17 protein-coding genes are annotated in these 17912 nt (G+C 68.9%); 10 read left to right on the top strand and 7 right to left on the bottom strand.

The window, feature by feature from the left end; translation table 11 throughout:
• Nucleotides 1-60 precede the first annotated feature (60 nt).
• Both K0817_RS02200 and K0817_RS02205 read right to left on the bottom strand, forming a co-directional pair.
• A complete protein-coding gene (locus tag K0817_RS02200) occupies nt 61-294 on the bottom strand; it encodes a helix-turn-helix transcriptional regulator (protein ID WP_219979730.1) in 234 nt (77 codons plus the stop codon).
• A complete protein-coding gene (locus K0817_RS02205) occupies nt 291-917 on the bottom strand; it encodes a hypothetical protein (RefSeq protein WP_219979731.1) in 627 nt (208 codons plus the stop codon). Before K0817_RS02205 ends, K0817_RS02200 begins: the two co-directional genes overlap by 4 nt.
• Nucleotides 918-1117: 200 nt before the next feature.
• On the opposite strand from K0817_RS02205, the gene K0817_RS02210 reads away from it, so the two are divergent.
• Complete coding sequence (locus tag K0817_RS02210; protein ID WP_219979732.1) at nt 1118-3640, top strand: ATP-dependent Clp protease ATP-binding subunit; 2523 nt, start codon at nt 1118-1120, stop codon at nt 3638-3640.
• A gap of 81 nt (nt 3641-3721) precedes the next feature.
• Nucleotides 3722-4225, top strand: a complete 504-nt coding sequence (locus tag K0817_RS02215; RefSeq protein ID WP_219979733.1) for an amino-acid N-acetyltransferase — start codon at nt 3722-3724, stop codon at nt 4223-4225.
• Between the two features lie 14 nt (nt 4226-4239).
• On the opposite strand, the gene K0817_RS02220 is transcribed toward K0817_RS02215, so the two are convergent.
• On the bottom strand, nt 4240-4620 hold the full coding sequence (locus tag K0817_RS02220; RefSeq protein ID WP_219979734.1) for a zf-TFIIB domain-containing protein: 381 nt from the start codon (nt 4618-4620) through the stop codon (nt 4240-4242).
• 116 nt (nt 4621-4736) lie between these two features.
• Here K0817_RS02220 and K0817_RS02225 point away from each other — a divergent pair, with 116 nt between their 5' ends.
• Entirely contained in the window at nt 4737-5456 is a 720-nt protein-coding gene (locus tag K0817_RS02225) for a hypothetical protein (protein ID WP_219979735.1), read from the top strand.
• 41 nt (nt 5457-5497) lie between these two features.
• Nucleotides 5498-6223 carry an SGNH/GDSL hydrolase family protein gene (locus K0817_RS02230; protein ID WP_219979736.1) on the top strand — a complete coding sequence of 242 codons (726 nt, stop codon included), beginning with the start codon at nt 5498-5500 and terminating at the stop codon, nt 6221-6223.
• Between the two features lie 64 nt (nt 6224-6287).
• Here K0817_RS02230 and K0817_RS02235 read toward each other — a convergent pair whose 3' ends face one another.
• Complete coding sequence (locus K0817_RS02235) at nt 6288-7856, bottom strand: amino acid permease (RefSeq protein WP_219979737.1); 1569 nt, start codon at nt 7854-7856, stop codon at nt 6288-6290.
• 185 nt (nt 7857-8041) lie between these two features.
• Between K0817_RS02235 and K0817_RS02240 the strand changes: the two genes are divergently transcribed.
• The 6 genes from K0817_RS02240 (at nt 8042) to K0817_RS02265 (ending at nt 13895) form a co-directional block, all read left to right on the top strand.
• Entirely contained in the window at nt 8042-9397 is a 1356-nt protein-coding gene (locus K0817_RS02240) for a glutamine synthetase family protein (protein WP_219979738.1), read from the top strand.
• Nucleotides 9398-9464: 67 nt separating this feature from the next.
• On the top strand, nt 9465-10196 hold the full coding sequence (locus K0817_RS02245; protein WP_219979739.1) for a gamma-glutamyl-gamma-aminobutyrate hydrolase family protein: 732 nt from the start codon (nt 9465-9467) through the stop codon (nt 10194-10196).
• Complete coding sequence (locus K0817_RS02250) at nt 10193-11569, top strand: aldehyde dehydrogenase (RefSeq protein WP_219979740.1); 1377 nt, start codon at nt 10193-10195, stop codon at nt 11567-11569. Before K0817_RS02245 ends, K0817_RS02250 begins: the two co-directional genes overlap by 4 nt.
• Before the next feature lie 123 nt (nt 11570-11692).
• The gene (locus K0817_RS02255; protein ID WP_219979741.1) at nt 11693-12466 is read left to right on the top strand and encodes a 3-oxoacyl-ACP reductase; all 774 of its coding nucleotides are present in this window, start codon (nt 11693-11695) and stop codon (nt 12464-12466) included.
• A 130-nt stretch (nt 12467-12596) separates the two neighbouring features.
• The gene (locus K0817_RS02260; protein ID WP_219979742.1) at nt 12597-13313 is read left to right on the top strand and encodes a FadR/GntR family transcriptional regulator; all 717 of its coding nucleotides are present in this window, start codon (nt 12597-12599) and stop codon (nt 13311-13313) included.
• 177 nt (nt 13314-13490) lie between these two features.
• Nucleotides 13491-13895: a dehydrogenase gene (locus tag K0817_RS02265; RefSeq protein ID WP_219979743.1), complete on the top strand. Its 405-nt coding sequence runs from the start codon at nt 13491-13493 to the stop codon at nt 13893-13895.
• 205 nt (nt 13896-14100) lie between these two features.
• Here K0817_RS02265 and radA read toward each other — a convergent pair whose 3' ends face one another.
• The 3 genes from radA to K0817_RS02280 all read right to left on the bottom strand — a co-directional run bounded on the left by radA (nt 14101) and on the right by K0817_RS02280 (nt 17850).
• Entirely contained in the window at nt 14101-15471 is a 1371-nt protein-coding gene (gene radA / locus K0817_RS02270; protein WP_219979744.1) for a DNA repair protein RadA, read from the bottom strand.
• A gap of 87 nt (nt 15472-15558) precedes the next feature.
• The gene (locus K0817_RS02275) at nt 15559-16737 is read right to left on the bottom strand and encodes a serine hydrolase domain-containing protein (RefSeq protein ID WP_219979745.1); all 1179 of its coding nucleotides are present in this window, start codon (nt 16735-16737) and stop codon (nt 15559-15561) included.
• Between the two features lie 159 nt (nt 16738-16896).
• Nucleotides 16897-17850, bottom strand: coding sequence for an L-lactate dehydrogenase (locus tag K0817_RS02280; RefSeq protein WP_219979746.1), 954 nt, complete (start codon nt 17848-17850; stop codon nt 16897-16899).
• Nucleotides 17851-17912 lie beyond the last annotated feature (62 nt).

A 17912-nucleotide genomic window follows, 5' to 3' on the forward strand; every position in this document is an offset into this window, starting at 1 on the left:
GGAGGCCCTGCCCGGCATGCGCCGAACTGACTGCGGACGGTCAGGGGAATGAGCCGAGGGCTAGGCGTCGGCGCGGACCAGCAGGTCACCGATCTCGCAATCGAGTGCACGGCAGATCGCCGACAGCGTGGAGTAGCGGATCGCCCGGGCCCGGTCGTTCTTGAGGATCGACAGGTTCACGACCGACACTCCGACGAGCTCGGACAGCCGGGTCAGCGTCATGCCACGCTCGATCAGCAGTTCGTCGAGCCGGCAGTGGACTCCGCTGGGCCCCTCGTCGTCGGCGGGGCTCATACGAGTCCCTCGGTCTCGCGTTGCAGACGGGCGCCGATCGCGAACGACGCGGCGACCAGCGCCAGCGCGAAGCTCCAGCCGACGGGCGCGAGGTCCACCTCGACGAGGAATGTCCAGAAGACGTCCGTGATCTCGGGCGAGCTCCCTGCGAGGTCGTCCACCAGCATCGCGCGGCCGATGGCGCCGAGCAGCTGACCGAACAGGCCGCCTGCGAGCACGAGGCAGGCGACGACGCCGATCGCGTTCGACATAGCGGGGCGGAAGGGGCGCGCTCGCATCAGTGAGACACCCAGCCACCACGCAACGATGCAGACGCCGATGGTGGCGATCGCGGGGAGGGCCTGCTCGAGCAGCAGCATCCAGCTCACGCCGGCCGGAAGCGAGGTGAAGGTCACCTCAGCCGAGGCATAGGTCGCCGCCGCGATCTCAGGAACGTCCGAGAGCGCCTGCACGTCACCGCCCGTCACCGGCATCCGGATCGTGGGGTCGCTCCCGAAGATCCCGAAGGCGGCGCGGACGATCGCGACGAGCGCCGCCACCGCGACGCTGATCGCTCCCGTCGCGATCAGCCCGAGGGCGAAGCCCTCGCCGCGCGAGACGTGTGGGCGTGGTGTCGAAGACATCGGATTCATCCTCTCCATATCGATAAACGTTGGTATCGATAAACGATAAACCCGATGGATGCGGTAGGTCAAGGTCTCGCCAGATGTCCAGACCGCTATGCCCACGGCGAACACGGGTATGCGGCATCCGCCCGCTCGTTACCCTCGATGTAAGGCGCCAGGAGTGCATCACCGCACCGATACGCCCCGGAGGAAGAACGATGTTCGAGAGATTCACCGACCGTGCCCGTCGTGTGGTTGTGCTCGCCCAAGAAGAGGCGAAGATGCTCAACCACAACTACATCGGCACCGAGCACATCCTGCTCGGGCTGATCCACGAAGGCGAGGGTGTCGCCGCGAAGGCGTTGGAGTCCCTCGGCATCTCGCTCGATGCCGTCCGCGAGCAGGTCCAGGACATCATCGGCCAGGGCCAGCAGCAGCCGACCGGGCACATCCCGTTCACGCCGCGAGCCAAGAAGGTGCTCGAGCTCAGCCTCCGCGAGGCGTTGCAGCTCGGCCACAACTACATCGGCACGGAGCACATCCTCCTCGGCCTCATCCGCGAGGGTGAGGGCGTCGCCGCGCAGGTGCTCGTCAAGCTCGGCGCCGACCTGAACAAGGTGCGCCAGCAGGTCATCCAGCTGCTCTCGGGCTACCAGGGCAAGGAGCCGGCCGCCGTGTCAGGCGCCGCCAACGAGTCGGCCACGGGTGCGCAGGGCGGCTCCCAGGTGCTCGACCAGTTCGGCCGCAACCTCACGCAGGCCGCGCGCGACAACAAGCTCGACCCGGTGATCGGGCGCGAGAAAGAGATCGAGCGCGTCATGCAGATCCTGTCGCGCCGCTCCAAGAACAACCCCGTACTGATCGGCGAGCCCGGTGTCGGCAAGACCGCCGTGGTGGAAGGTCTCGCGCAGGCGATCGTGAAGAACGACGTCCCCGAGACGCTCAAGGACAAGCAGGTCTACTCGCTCGACCTCGGCTCGCTCATCGCCGGCTCCCGCTACCGCGGTGACTTCGAGGAGCGCCTCAAGAAGGTCACCAAAGAGATCCGCACGCGCGGCGACATCATCGTCTTCATCGACGAGATCCACACCCTCGTGGGTGCCGGCGCCGCCGAGGGCGCGATCGACGCCGCGTCGATCCTCAAGCCCCTGCTCGCGCGGGGTGAGCTGCAGACGATCGGCGCGACCACTCTCGACGAGTACCGCAAGCATTTCGAGAAGGATGCCGCGCTCGAGCGCCGCTTCCAGCCGATCCAGGTCGCCGAGCCGAGCCTGCCCCACGCGATCAACATCCTGAAGGGGCTGCGCGACCGCTACGAGGCGCACCACAAGGTGCAGATCACCGACGGCGCGATCGTCGCCGCCGCGAACCTCGCCGACCGCTACATCGCCGACCGCTTCCTGCCCGACAAGGCGATCGACCTGATCGACGAGGCCGGCGCACGCCTGCGCCTGTCGATCCTGTCGAGCCCGCCCGAGCTGCGCGAGTTCGACGACAAGATCGCCAAGGTCCGCGAAGACAAGGAGCAGGCCTCCGAGGATCAGGACTTCGAGAAGGCCGCCGGCCTGCGCGACGAAGAGAAGTCTCTCCTCGCCGAGCGCCTGCGCCTCGAGAAGCAGTGGCGCTCGGGCGATGTCGCGACCCACGCGGTGGTCGACGAGGGCCTGATCGCCGAGGTGCTCGCTCAGGCCACCGGCATCCCGGTGTTCAAGCTCACCGAAGAGGAGTCGAGCCGTCTCGTCTTCATGGAGAAGGCGCTGCACCAGCGTGTCGTCGGCCAGGAGGAGGCGATCGCCGCCCTCTCGAAGACGATCCGCCGTCAGCGCGCCGGGCTCAAGGACCCCAAGCGCCCGTCGGGCTCGTTCATCTTCGCCGGCCCCACCGGAGTCGGAAAGACCGAGCTCGCCAAGGCGCTCGCCGAGTTCCTCTTCGACGACGAGTCCGCGCTCATCTCGCTCGATATGTCGGAGTTCGGCGAGAAGCACACCGTCTCGCGCCTGTTCGGTGCCCCTCCCGGATTCGTCGGATTCGAAGAGGGCGGCCAGCTCACCGAGAAGGTGCGCCGCAAGCCGTTCTCGGTGGTGCTGTTCGACGAGATCGAGAAGGCGCACCCCGACATCTTCAATTCGCTCCTGCAGATCCTCGAAGAGGGCCGGCTGACCGACGGTCAGGGTCGTGTCATCGACTTCAAGAACACCGTGATCATCATGACGACCAACCTCGGTTCGTCGGCGATCGCGGGAGGCCCGGTGGGCTTCCAGGTCGAGGGCAACGCGGCCACGTCGTACGAGCGGATGAAGGGCAAGGTCGACGAGGAGCTCAAGCGCAACTTCAAGCCCGAGTTCCTCAACCGCGTCGACGACGTCATCGTGTTCCCGCAGCTCAACAAGCAGGAGCTGGTGCAGATCGTGGATCTGTTCACCAAGCGCCTCGGCGACCGGCTGCTCGACCGCGACATGACGATCGAGCTGTCGCAGGCCGCGAAGGAGAAACTGATCGAGATCGGCTTCGACCCGGCGCTCGGCGCCCGGCCATTGCGTCGTGCGATGCAGCGTGAGGTCGAGGACCGCCTGTCGGAGAAGATCCTCCACGGCGAGCTGAACTCCGGCGACCACGTCACCGTCGACGCCGAGAACGGCGAGTTCGTCTTCGAGAACGGCCCCCGCGGCGACAAGGTCGCGGTCGGCATCGTCCACAACGGCGAGATCACCGCGACGCCCGACCTCGCGGCGAACGCGTAACAACCCGGTACAGACGAAGAGCGGATGCTGCGGCATCCGCTCTTCGTCTTCTCAGCCCGGCACGGGCTCTACGCTGGTTCGATGAGCGAGTTCACTGTCCGTCCGGCGACGACACGGGATGTCCGCGGCATCCAGGCGATGCTCGAGCCGTTCGTACAGCGTCGGATCCTGCTCGGCAAGGACCTCGTCGTGCTCTACGAGGCCACGCAGCAGTTCGTCGTCGCCGAGGACGCCTCGGGGAACCTCGTCGGATGCGGCGCGCTCCACGTCATGTGGGAAGACCTCGGCGAGATCCGCACCCTCATCGTCGTCGACGAGTGGCTGCACCACGGCGTCGGTCGCGCGATCGTCGAGGCTCTCGAAGACAACGCGCGCACGCTCGGACTCTCACGCCTGTTCTGCCTGACGTTCGAGGTCGACTTCTTCACCCGCCGTGGCTTTTCGCCGATCGGCGAGCAGATCGTGGATCCCGACGTGTACTCGCAGCTGATCCGCTCGCCGGACGAAGGCGTGGCGGAGTTCCTCGATCTCGCGCACGTGAAACCGAACACGCTCGGGAACACGCGCATGATCAAGCAGCTCTGAGCACGCCCGCGGGCTCAGTCGAAGAGGTCGCTGAGCCAGTGCTCCTTCTTCTTCTTGCGGTGGTAACCCTGGTCGTTCCCCTGCTGCCCGTAGCGCGGGTCGTACGACTGCGGCGCGGGGTAGCGCGGGTCGGCGTAGCCGCCATCGGGCCGCCCGTACCCGGGCTGCCCGTAAGCCGGCTGCGCGCCGTACGGAGGTGCCGCGGGTGCCGTCGGCGCCGCGGGTGCGGCCGGAGCTGCGGGGGCGACGCGGCCGGTCTCGCGCTCGGCGCGCTCGAGGATCTTGTCGAGCTCGCCGCGGTCGAGCCACACGCCGCGGCACGTCGGGCAGTAGTCGATTTCGACGCCGGACCGTTCGCTCATCACGAGCACGGAACCATCGGTGGGGCAGTTCATGGGGTCCTCCTGGGGTCGATCCGACCCTAGCGATCGGGGCTCTCCGTCACCTGTGAAAACCGGCTGTCAGCGCGCCGACCAGGGTTTGACGGATGCTGCGGCCGTACCCTGTTGTCATGACCGGCACGCCCGCCCGACGACGCCACTCCCCGGCGGTGTACCGTCGTCGCCGGCTGGTGCTGATCATCGCCCTCCTCGTGATCGTGGGAGTGATCTGGCTGCTCATCGCGCAGCCGTGGCGAGGATGGGGCGCCGAGAGCACCGGTGGCGACCCGCAGCCGCAGACTCAGAACACCGCGACCTCGCTGCCCGTGCCGACGTCGCCGCAGCCCAACCCCACCGAAACCGGTGCCGTCGATGGCGCCGTCGAGGGTTCTGTCGTGGAAGGCACGTCGACCCCGTCGGCCACGCCCGGGGCGACCCCGACCGCACAGCCGTGCGTCGCCGGCGACATCGTGGTCGAGCCCGTCACGACCCAGGACTCGTACACCGGCGACCAGAGCCCGCAGTTCCTGATCTCGCTCACCAACAGCGGCGCCGACTGCACGCTGAACGTCGGCACGAGTGCACAGTCGTTCACGGTGACGAGCGGCAGCGACACGTGGTGGCGTTCGACCGACTGCCAGAGCGAGCCGAGCGACATGGTCGTGCTGCTGGGCGCCGGCCAGACAGTCACCAGCGCCGCCCCGCTGACGTGGGACCGCACCCGGTCCGCCGTCGGCACCTGCGACGACCCGACGCGTCCTCGTGCACCGGGCGGCGGTTCCTCGTACCATCTGTCGGTCGAGATCGGCGGGATCGCCTCGACCCAGTCGAAGCAGTTCCTGCTCTACTGACGCCCCGGCAGCGTGCTTCGCGGGACTCTTAAGCTCGATTCATGAGTGCGCGTCGCACACGCTTGCTTCCACTGGCCTGTCTGCTGGTTGCCATCCTGACTGCGTGCGCAGCGCCTCCTGCCGACCAGCCGACGAACCAGGGCCAGCCGCCGTCACCCTCTACAGCCTCTCCCGCGCGCCCCTCGGAAGGGGTCGTCCGGCCGACACCGATAGCGGTCATCGGCGACTCGTTCACGACCGGATCCCCTGCGGATTCCGGTCCGTCCGCGCTCTGGCCGGCGCTCCTCTCAGCCGATGACTTCGCCGTCACCGCCTATGCGTGGAGCGGCACCGGGTACGCGGCGACGTGGGATACCCCCGAAGGCCCCAGCAACTTCGTGACCCGTGTCGAGCGGATGCCCGACGAGGGGATCGACCACCTCGTCTTCTTCGGCTCGATCAACGACGGCTGGCACGGTTACGACGCCACTCGTGCCGGCGCAGAGGAAGCGTTCTCGGACGCCCAAGCGAAGTGGCCCGACGCGATGATCCTCGTCATCGGTCCCGCCTCCCCGATCTGGCCCGTCCCCGAGAGCTACCTCGAAGCGAGGGATGCGACGCAGGATGCCGCGCAGGCCGCCGGATTGACGTTCATCGACCCCATCGAGGCCGGCTGGTTCGACGGCATGCCCGACCTCATCGGGTTCGATGGCGTCCACCCGAACGACCAGGGACACGCGTACCTCGCCGATCAGATCCGCGGCGTTCTCGAGCAGCACCTGCCCTGACGCCTCTGCGCAGAAGTGCGGGGCAGGGTGTCCCCCCGGACCACCCCGCCCCGCGTCCCCGTCGTTACGGCTTGTCGCCGAAGACCTCTTTCTCCATCGCGTCGTAGCCCTCTTTCTGCGGGTCGCGGTGCTCGCCGCCCGAAAGGGCGTACTCCTCTTCGGGCGAGAGCACGAGACGGTGGCGGAAGAAGAAGGCGAACCCGGCCAGCAGCACGATATAGACGATGCCGATGGCGATGATCGCCGGCAGGAACGTCGGGTTCAGCAGGAAGCCGACGAAGATCAGCAGGGCGATCGCGGCGGCGATCACGGCGCCGGTGATACCCCACGGACTCCGATACGGGCGCTCGGCGTTCGGGAACTTGCGGCGCAGGATGATGAAAGAAACCATCTGCAGGAAGTACGCCAGAACCGCGCCCCACACCGCGATGTTGAGCACGATCGCTCCCGCGACGCTGCCCGAACCGCCGGTGAACTCGATGATCAGCAGCGCGACGAAGCCGATCACGGCGCCCACGACGAGCGCGACCCACGGCGTCTTGCGCGTGCCCGTCAACGACAGGAAGCGCGGGTAGTAGCCGGCGCGCGAAAGTGAGTACATGTTGCGCCCGTACGCGAACATGATGCCCTGCAGCGAGGCGAGCAGCCCGACCAGGGCGAACAGCGCCAGCACCGCGGCGACTCCGTCGCCGACGATCGCGCGGAACCCGTCGAGAAGCGGCTCGGCCGCAACCCCCGTCGCTTCGGCGCCGAGGACGCCGGTGTTGAGGAACAGCACCAGAAGGCCGGTCACGATCAGCGTCCCGCGGGCCCAGAATCCGGCACGGGGGATGTCGCGCACCGGGTCGTGCGACTCTTCCGCCGCCAACGGCAGCTCCTCGATGCCGAGGAAGAACCACATCGCGAACGGCAGGGCGAACAGGATCGGCAGCACGCCGTGCGGCAGGAACTCGGTCTGGCCCGGGTCGGGCGCGATGTCCCACAGGTTCGCCCACGAGAACGCGCCGGAGAAGATCGCCATCACCGAGAAGACGAGGATGATGCCGATCGAGATGATCGAGACCACGATCGCGAATTTGAACGAGATCGCCGCACCAGCGGCGTTCAGCGCGATGAAGGCGACGTAGAGGATGACCCACCACAGCCAGCCCGGCAGCGAGATGCCGAGCAGTTCAGACGTGATCGCGTCGGCGTAGGACGCAGAGAAGAAGACGATCACCGCCGTCGTGGCCACGTACTCGATGGTCTCGGCGGCGCCGGTGATGAGGCCTCCCCAGGGCCCCATCGCCGACCGCGCAAACGAATACGCGCCCCCCGTGTGCGGCATGGCTGCCGCCATCTCGCCGATCGAGAAGATCATCCCGTAGTACATCGCGACGAGGATGACGAACGCGATCAGCATTCCGCCGAATCCGGCGAAGTCGATTCCGAAGTTCCAGCCCGAGAAGTCGCCCGAGATGACGGCGGCGACCGCGAGCCCCCATAGCCCCCAGACCCCCGCCGATCTCTTCAGTCCTCGCCGGTCGAAGTAGTCCTGACCGGCGCGCGTATAGGTCGCGCCGCCGACCTTGCTCGAGCCCGCTCTGGTCGCGGGCGGATTTCCGGACGGTGCTGCACTGCTCGCTTGGGACATCGGTCCTCCGGGAGTCGGGTACGGACGTGCGCTCAGGTCGACGCGACCGTGCGCCTGCGCCGATTGTGGCGTCTATTGGTGGCCGTGTCTACCTTTGAGTTCAATTTCCCTTTAGAGTGATCGCGTGAGCGCGGTTCAGGCGAACCGCGCTCGCGCCGCGCAGGACGCCGACAAGAGGAGGACGGATGCCGGGCAACCTCACCGTCGAGCAGCTGAACGACCGGATAGCGGCGGGCGAGATCGACACGGTCGTCGTGGCTTTCGCCGACGCGCAGGGCCGTCTCTCCGGCAAGCGGGTCTCGGCCCGGCTGTTCCAGGAGGAGGTGCTGCCGCACGGGGCAGAAGCCTGCAACTATCTGCTCTCGGTCGACGTCGACATGAACACCGTCGACGGCTACGCGATGTCCAGCTGGGACACCGGCTACGGCGACATGATGCTGCGACCCGATCCCGCGACGCTGCGCCAGCTGCCGTGGCATCCCGGCAGCGCCTTCGTGATGGCCGATCTCACGTGGGAGAACGGCGACCCTGTCGTCCAGTCGCCGCGTGACATCCTCAACCGCCAGCGTTCGCGTCTCGCCGACCGAGGACTCGTGCCGTACTCGGGCACCGAGCTGGAGTTCATCATCTTCGACGACACGTATCGCGATGCCTGGGCCAAGGGCTATCAGGGCCTCACGCCGTCGACCGACTACAACGTCGACTACGACCTGCTCGCGTCGGGACGGCTCGAGCCGCTGCTGCGTGACATCCGACGGTCGATGGATGCCGCCGGCCTGTACACCGAGGGCGTCAAGGGCGAATGCAACCTGGGCCAGCAGGAGATCGCCTTCCGCTACGCCGAGGCGCTCGAGACCGCCGACCAGCACGCCCTTTACAAGAACGGCGCGAAGGCCATCGCCGACGCCCACGGCAAGTCGCTCACGTTCATGGCCAAGTTCAACGAGCGCGAGGGCAACAGCTGCCACATCCATCTGTCGGTGCGGTCAGAGGACGGTGAGCCGGTCATGGCCGGTGACGGTCGCCACGGCTTCAGCCCGTTCATGGAGCACTGGATCGCCGGCATCCTCGCCACCCTGCGCGAGTTCTCGCTGCTGTACGCGCCGAACATCAACTCCTACAAGCGCTTCGCGAAGGGTTCGTTCGCACCGACCGGTATCGCGTGGGGGATCGACAACCGCACGTGCGCGCTGCGCGTCATCGGCAAGGGCTCGTCGCTGCGGGTGGAGAACCGCGTGCCCGGCGGTGATGTCAACCCGTACCTGGGGATCGCCGCGATCATCGCCGGTGGCCTGCACGGTGTCGAGCACGAGTTGCCGCTGCCCGATCCGCTCGCCGGCAACGCCTACACCTCGGGCGTCGACCACCTGCCCACCACGCTCCGCGAGGCGGCGCGGCTCTTCGACGAGTCGGCGATCGCCCGCGCCGCGTTCGGCGACGACATGGTCGAGCACTATCTGAATCAGGCGCGCATCGAGATCGAGGCCTACGACGCCGCCGTGACCGATTGGGAGAGGGTGCGTGGCTTTGAGCGGCTCTGATGCTTCGAGCGACTCGGCTCGCCTCGCTCCCTCGACGACCGGAGACTCCGCGCAACGCGCCCGGCCCGTGATCGGTCTGACGACGTACCTCGAGCAGGCCAAGCAGGGCGTGTGGGACGTGCGGGCCGCGTTCCTGCCCGAGCAGTACTTCGACGCCGTGGCCGCGTCGGGCGGCATCGCCGTGCTTCTTCCGCCGCAGCCGGGACCGGATGCCGCCGCCCCGGCGGTGCTCGACGGCCTGGACGGCCTGATCCTCACCGGGGGCCTCGACGTCGAGCCGTCGCTGTACGGCGCGGAGCGGCATCCGTCCACCGACCCGGGTCGGCCCGACAGGGACGCGTGGGAACTCGCGCTGTTTCGCGGAGCGGAGGAGCGACGGATGCCGGTACTCGCGATCTGCCGTGGGCTCCAGCTCGTCAACGTCGCGCGTGGCGGCACGCTGCACCAGCATCTTCCGGAAGCACTGGGCACCGAGCGCTACCGCGTCGGCGGCGGTGTGTTCGCCACCAACGAGGTGCAGGTGCAGGATGGTTCGAGGCTGGCCGGGCTGGTGGGCCGCGGGCCGATCGAGGTGCACAGCTACCACCACCAGGGCGTCGACCGGCTCGGTGACGGGCTCGTGGTCACTGCGCGCACCGACGACGGTCTGGTGCAGGCGTTCGAGTCGGACGGGGAAGGTTACCTCGTCGGCGTGCAGTGGCACCCCGAAGAGAACCGCGAGGACCGCCGGCTGTTCGCGGGACTCGTGGCCGAAGCATCCGTCTATGCCGGATCCCGGCGCGAAGGAGCCCTGGCATGAGCGGCACCTTCACCCTCATCAATCCCGCGACCGCGCAGCCGATCGGCGAGGTCGCCCGTGCCTCGGTCGAGCAGGTCGATGAGGCGGTCGCCCGCGCGGTCATCGCGCAGCGCGCGTGGGCCGGGCTGGCGCCCGTCGCCCGTGCCGACGTGCTGCGGTCGTTCGCGCGCGTCGTCGAGGCCCACGTCGAAGAGCTCGCCCAACTTGAGGTGCGCAATTCGGGGCATCCGATCGGGTCCGCTCGGTGGGAGGCCTCACACGTCGCCCAGGTGCTGAACTTCTACGCGGGCGCGCCCGAACGGCTGAGCGGGCGGCAGATCCCGGTCGCCGGTGGGCTCGACGTCACCTTCCACGAGCCGTACGGCGTTGTCGGGGTCATCGTGCCGTGGAACTTCCCGATGACGATCGCGTCGTGGGGATTCGCGCCCGCGCTCGCCGCAGGCAATGCGGTGGTGCTCAAGCCCGCAGAGCTCACTCCCCTCACCGCCATCCGGCTCGGAGAGCTCGCGCTCGAAGCCGGGCTTCCGGAGGGGCTGTTCCAGGTCGTGACCGGCTCGGGTTCGGTCGTGGGGCAGAGGTTCGTGTCGCACCCCGATGTGCGCAAGGTCGTCTTCACCGGATCGACGTCGGTCGGAACGGATGTCGCAGCCGGCTGCGCGCGAGAGCTCAAGCCGGTCACGCTCGAGCTCGGCGGCAAGAGCGCGAACATCGTGTTCGCCGACGCCGATCTCGAGAAGGCGGCGGCTTCGGCGCCCGGCGCGGTGTTCGACAACGCCGGGCAGGACTGCTGCGCGCGCAGCCGCATCCTCGTCCAGCGCTCGGTGTACGACCGCTTCCTCGAACTGCTCGAACCCGCCGTCGCGGCGTGGCGCGTGGGTGACCCCGCCGATGAGAGCACCGAGATGGGACCGCTGATCTCGGCATCCCATCGCTCCACGGTCGAGGGATTCCTCGACGGTGCAGAGGTCGCCTTCCGCGGCTCGGCGCCGGCCGCCGACGACCCGCTGGCGGGAGGCTTCTGGCTGCCGCCGACCGTGGTGCGGGCCGATCGCGGCCACCGCCTCGCTCGCGAGGAGGTGTTCGGGCCCGTGGTCGCGGTGCTTCCGTTCGACGACGAGCCGGATGCGATCCGCCTCGCGAACGACACCATCTACGGCCTGGCCGGCTCGATCTGGACCGAGAATCTCGGCCGCGCCGTGCGCGTCGCTCGCGGCGTGAAGAGCGGCGTGCTGTCGGTGAACTCGCACTCGTCGGTGCGCTACTCGACGCCGTTCGGCGGCATGAAGGCCTCCGGCCTGGGCCGCGAGCTCGGCCCCGACGCGGCCGAGCACTTCACCGAGACCAAGAACGTCTTCTTCGCGACGGATGTCTAACCCAACGCCGCCGGTCAACGTCACCATGTCCCGATCTCACGCCTTCATGTCCCAGAACCGATCGCTCCCATGCCACTGGAGTGGCGGAAATCGGGACATGCTCCGGAAAGGAAGCCCACTCTCATGGATCTGACGGCACGACTTCAGGACCGGGTCGCCATCATCACCGGCGGTGCTTCCGGGATCGGATTGGCCACGGCGCGGCGTTTCGCCGCGGAGGGTGCGAAGGTCGTGATCGCCGACCTCGATCCCGCGACCGGTGAGGCCGCGGCATCCGATGTCGGCGGTGTCTTCCGCCGTGTGAACGTCGCAGACGAGGCGCAGGTCGATGAGGCGTTCGACGGCGTCGCCGCGGAGTTCGGCCGCCTCGACATCGCCTTCAACAACGCCGGCATCTCGCCTGCCGAAGACGACTCGATCGAGACCACCGAGCTGCCGGCATGGGACAAGGTGCAGGACGTCAATCTCAAGAGCGTGTACCTGTGCTCGCGCGCCGCGCTGCGCCACATGGTGCCGGCCGGCAGGGGCTCGATCATCAACACCGCGTCGTTCGTCGCTCTCCTCGGCTCGGCGACGTCGCAGATCTCGTACACCGCCTCCAAAGGCGGCGTGCTCGCGATGACCCGCGAGCTCGGCGTGCAGTTCGCGCGTCAGGGCATCCGGGTGAACGCCCTCTGCCCGGGGCCGGTGAACACGCCGCTGCTGCAGGAGCTTTTCGCGAAGGACCCGGAGCGCGCGCAACGCCGGCTCGTCCACGTGCCGATGGGAAGGTTCGCCGAGCCCGAAGAGATGGCGGCCGCGGTGGCGTTCCTCGCGTCGGACGACGCGTCGTTCATCACCGCGACCGCGTTCGTGGTCGACGGCGGCATCACCAACGCCTACGTCACCCCGCTATGAGGTCTGTCATGCGTGCCATGACTCCGGATTCGCGTCGTCATTGTCCGGCGCGCACCGCGGGATTCCGGCTGAGCCTCCGCGGTGACGGCGGAGGCATCCGGAGTTGCGGCACGGGTGCCGGGTGCAAGCCATGACCGACGCGCCGCTGCACGAGGTGCGCAAGGCCGTGTACCGGCCGGTGCGCGAGGGCAATGCCCTCGAAGACACCATCGCCCGGCTCGTGCAGACCATTCGGCTCGGTGTCGTGCCGCCGGGGGAGTCGCTGCCGTCGGAGCGGGAGCTCGCGGTGCTCTACGCCGTCAGCCGCGACACCGTGCGCGAGGCGATCCGCGAGCTCGCCGACGCCGGCTACCTGGTGCGGCGCCGCGGCCGCTACGGCGGCACGTTCGTCGCAGACCCGCTGCCCCAGCCACCGCACCCGGCCGACGTCGACGCGACCGACCTCGAGGACGTGCTCGGCATGCGCCGTGTCATCGAGGCGGGGGCGGCCCGCGCCGCCGCCGCCCGCACCCTCGAGCCCGCTGCGCGCGACGAGCTGTGGGCGCGGCACGAGGCGGCCTCCGCGGCATCCGAAGCCGACTACCGTCGACTCGACACCCTGCTGCACCTGGCGATCACCGAGGTCGCCGGCATCCCGTCTCTCGTCGCGCTCGCCGCAGAGAACCGCGCCCGCGTGAACGAATGGCTCGACACGTTCCCCCTGCTGCCCCGAAACATCGAGCACTCGAACGCGCAGCACGAACGCATCGTCACCGCGATCCTCGCGGGCAGACCGGATGCCGCGGAAGCAGCCATCCTCGAACACCTCGCCGGTTCGGAGGCCCTGCTGCGCGGCTTCCTCGCCTGACCCCGCCCGCTGCGCCCCGGCGCGGTGGGCTCTGAGCCGTCGGCGCAGAGAGAGCCGAGCCGTCGCGAATGGCCGCTTGCACCGCCCGCGCCCGGCCGTTTGCGACCTTTTCGCGGTGGGTGGGCGCTGCGAAGAGCGGGGCGGCGGGCCCGGGCGGGTACTCGATACCCTGGAGGGGTGGCAGGAAAGAAGCGCGCGAACAAGGAACCGCTGGAGTTCCGCAACCCGCTGCTGAGTGACGCACTGCAGACGCAGGACATGGCGGCCGTGGCCTTCGCGCTGCGGCACGGGCCGACCGTGGCGCCGCTGATGCGGCCGGGTCAGCGTGACGACCCGCGGGACGCGGGCGAGGTGTGGACCTATCGCGATCCCAAGACCGGCGATGTCGCCCTGCTGCTGTTCAGCGACGCCGCGCACAAGCCTGCGACACTGCCGCCGGGCGTCGCGCTGCAGTCGCCGGCGTGGCTGCGGGCCTTCCTCGGCGCCCACGAGGACGAGATCACCACCGTGTTCTTCGACATCGCCGGTCCGCACCCGATGCAGGCTTCACCCACCGACCTCATCGCCGCCCTCGACGCCTGAGCCGGCCGGTTTCGCCGAAGCGGATCGGCGAAACTCCGGTCGCGGGTCGCGTCGGCGCCGCCGACTGTGGCACGCTCGCCGAATGGACTACCTCGTCGTGGGCGTCGTGTGCGCCGCCGGTCTGGTCATCCCGCTGGCTCTTGCGTTCGCCAGCGCGCGAGATCGTCGCCCGCGGGGTCGCTGAGCCTCTCGTTGGGCCAGCGGGTCAGAAGTCGGGGGCGTCGTCGCCGGGCCGGCTTCTCATGCGGACTCGCACATCGGCGAGCGCGCTGCGCAGCTCGCGCGACCGGTCGTCTATGACGTCGCGATAGCCGAGACGTGCGGCCTCGGAACGGCGCTGCGGTGCCTGCGTCACCGGCCGGATCTCGCCGGCGAGGCTCAGCTCGCCGACCGCGGCGATGTGGCGCGGAATCGCACGGCCCGTCACCGCTCCTGCGACGGCGAGCGCGATCGCAAGGTCGGCGGCCGGCTCGATGAAGCGGACGCCACCGACGGTGGAGACGTAGACGTCCTTGTCGGAGGTCTTGATGTCGCCCTTCTTCTCGAGCACCGCGAGCACCATCGCGACGCGTGCCGCGTCGACTCCGTTCACGATGCGGCGCGGGTTCGGCGCCTTGGTGTCGATCGTCAGCGCCTGCACCTCGACGGGCAGTGCGCGGCGGCCTTCCAGAGCGATGGCGACGCAGGTGCCGGGTTCGGTGCTGCCGTGACCGAGGAACAGTGCGCTGGGATCAGCGACCTCGGCGATTCCGGCCCCCGTCATGTCGAAGCATCCGACCTCGTCCGTCGGCCCGAACCGGTTCTTGAGCGCCCGCACGAACCTCAGAGAGGTCTGCCGGTCGCCTTCGAACTGGCAGACCACGTCGACGAGATGCTCGAGGATGCGCGGACCCGCGATCGACCCGTCCTTCGTGACATGTCCGACGATGATGGTCGGCAGTCCGCGGTCCTTGGCGACGCGGATGAGGGTGGCAGCGACCTCTCGCACTTGCGACGGATGCCCCGCCATACCCTCGGACAGGGCTGACGACACCGTCTGCACGGAGTCGACGATCAGCAGTTCGGGCTTCACTTCGTCGACGTGCCCGAGGATGGTCGCGAGGTCGGTCTCGCTCGCGAGATACAGCTCGTCGTGGAGGGCGCCGGTGCGCTCTGCCCGCAATCGGACCTGACTCGTGGACTCCTCGGCGCTGGCGTACAGGACGCGTCGCCCAGCCCGCGCGGCCTGTGCGGCGACCTCGAGCAGCAGCGTGGACTTGCCGACGCCCGGTTCGCCCGACAACAGGATGGCCGCGCCGGCCACGAGTCCGCCGCCCAGGACGCGGTCGAACTCGCCCACTCCGGTGGTACGCCGCGGCGCGTCGGTCGTGTCGATGCGGGTGATCGGCTGGGCCGCCCGCCCGGCGCCGGGCGCGACCGGCGTGACCGAGCGGGTGAGTCCGGTGGGTTCGGATGCCTCGACCACGGAGCCCCACTGCTGGCACTCGCCGCACCGCCCCACCCACTTGATCGTGGTCCACCCGCACTCGGTGCACTTGTAGGGCGCGGCGTGGGCGGATCGGCGCGCGGAGGGCATGGGATCAGCCTACGGGCGAGGTGTGACACCGGCGGATGCCACGGCCGCCGGCGACGGCATCCGTCCACTCTCATCGCGGGGTGCGCGTCAGCCCAGCGCCGCTGCGAGAGCCTCGAACACGGCAGGCGCCGGTACCTCGCCCGAAGCGAGGGGCGCATCGGTGTTCGCGACCACCACGATCGTGGCGTTCTCGTCGTAGCTGTGGAAGACCGAGGTCGTGAATCCGGGGATGGTGCCCGAGTGACCCCACCAGCCGTCAGCGCGCTCGCCCCAGCCGATGCCGTAGCCGGACTCGGCGTCGTTCGGTGCAGGCGACGACAGGATCGAGTCACGGCGCAGCTGCTGGGTCTCATCGTCGAGGACGCCCTCCCCGGTGAAGAGTGCGTGGGCCCAGAGGGTGAGGTCATCGAGGGTCGACACCACCTCGCCGGCTGTCGATGCGAAGGACGGGCTCCACTCGGTGGCATCCTCCGCCGGTCCGCCCGGATTGCGCTGGTTCGTCAGTCCGACGAGGTGGGGTTGGTCGATCCCGGCCGAGCTGCCGGGGTACACCGTGTCGACCATGCTCAGCGGCTCGAACAGTCGCTCGGCGAACACTTCGGCGATCGGCTGCTCGAGAACCTGCTCGATCACCATCCCCAGCAGCACATAGTTCGTGTTCGAGTACTTCCACACCTCGCCCGGTGCACCGTCCACCGGGAGCGTCTTGGCAGCGTCCACCAGCTCCTGCGGGGCGAAGAGGAGGAACGGGTCGCCGAAGTACTTGTCCTGCCAGTCGGGGTCGAGCGAGTACGACGGGATGCCGCTGGTCATGTCGGCGAGCTGCCGCAGCGTCGCCGCGCCGTTGGGTGAGTCGGGAACGTACTGCGAGATCGGGTCGTCGAGGGACACGAGACCTTCCTCGACGAGCTGCAGGAGGATGGTGGCGGTCATCGTCTTGGTCAGACTGCCGATGCGCGTGCGGTCGTCGGGTGACGGTGCGGTCTCGCCGTCGGGGGCGGCCGTCCCCGACGTGCCCGTCCACGTGCCCTCCGGTGTGATGACCCGGGCGATCACCCCGGCGAACTCGTCGCCACGGGTGTCGTCCAAGGCGGCCTGGAGCGCCGCTGCGGTGTCCGCGGGAAAGTCCGGGGCTGCCCCGGTCGCGGTGGGCGCGGGCGTGGCTGCCGGCGCGGCGCCGGAGCATCCGGTCACCGCCATCGCCGCTGCCAGTGCGAGCGCGAGCGCGCCGAGACGCATGCCGGATGTAAGAGTGTGTGTGCGCACGAGGACCCCCGAGTCGTGGATTCCAGGCGATGCTATCGCGCGCACGTCGGCGGCACAGGGGACCTAGGTCGCCGGTCTATGCGGCAGAAGGGCGCGCAGGTACACGCGCGAGATCCGGGCGCTCCCGGGCGCTCCCGGGCGCCCCTGGCGCCGAGCCGGTCAGTGCCGCAGCGACGCGGCGACCTCACGCAATGCCGTTGCCGAGCGGTGGAACAGCTCGAGCTCCTGCTCGTCGAACTGCGTCTCGCGCACCGGCACCGCCCCGGTGGCGCTGACCACCGACGGCACCGACAGTGCGACGCCGTCGACACCATGGAAGTCGCGCAGCACTGGCGAGACCGGCATGACCGCGTGCTCGTCGTTCAGGATGGCCTCGATGATGCGGGCGCTCGAGAGTCCGATCGCGTAATTGGTCGCGCCCTTGCCCTGGATCACCTTGTAGGCGGCGTCGCGCACGTCGACCGCGATCTGGTCGAGCTCGTCCGCCGTCATACGGTCGCCGCGCGGTGTCACCCAGTCGAGGATCGGCACGGTGCCGATCGTCGCTTTGGACCACAGCGGAAACTCGGTGTCGCCATGCTCGCCGACGATGTAGGCATGAACGCTCGACGTCGAGACGCCGGCGCGCTCGGCGAGCTTCCACCGCAGCCGCGACGTGTCGAGCACGGTACCCGACGCGAAGATGCGCTCTGGCGGCAGCCCAGTCTCCTCCTGGGCGAGGACCGTCAGCACATCGCACGGGTTGGTGACGATGACGAACACGGCGTCGGGGGCGGCCTCGAGCAGCTGCGGCATCATCTTGCGCATGATCCCCGCGTTGACGCCGGCCAGCTCGATGCGGGTCTGGCCCGGATCCTGCTTGGCACCCGCCGTGATCACGACAACATGCGAGCCCTGGACGACCGAGAGGTCGCTGCCGCCTGTGATGTCGCTCGAGCCGGTGAACTGCGTGCCGTGGGCGAGGTCGAGCACCTCGGCATCGACCTTCTCGGTAGCGATGTCGTACAGCGCGACGTGCCGGGCCGATCCGCGGATCAGCGCCGCGTACGCCGCGCTGGATCCGACGCTGCCGGCTCCGACGATGGTGACTTTGGAGTTCTCGATCACGGGCATGCTGCAAGTCTCGCAGTGGTTTCGATGATCTCGGACGACCGGTCGCGCTGCGGTCGCGGCAT

The organism is Microbacterium sp. HD4P20 (assembly GCF_019449275.2).
GTDB lineage: Bacteria > Actinomycetota > Actinomycetes > Actinomycetales > Microbacteriaceae > Microbacterium.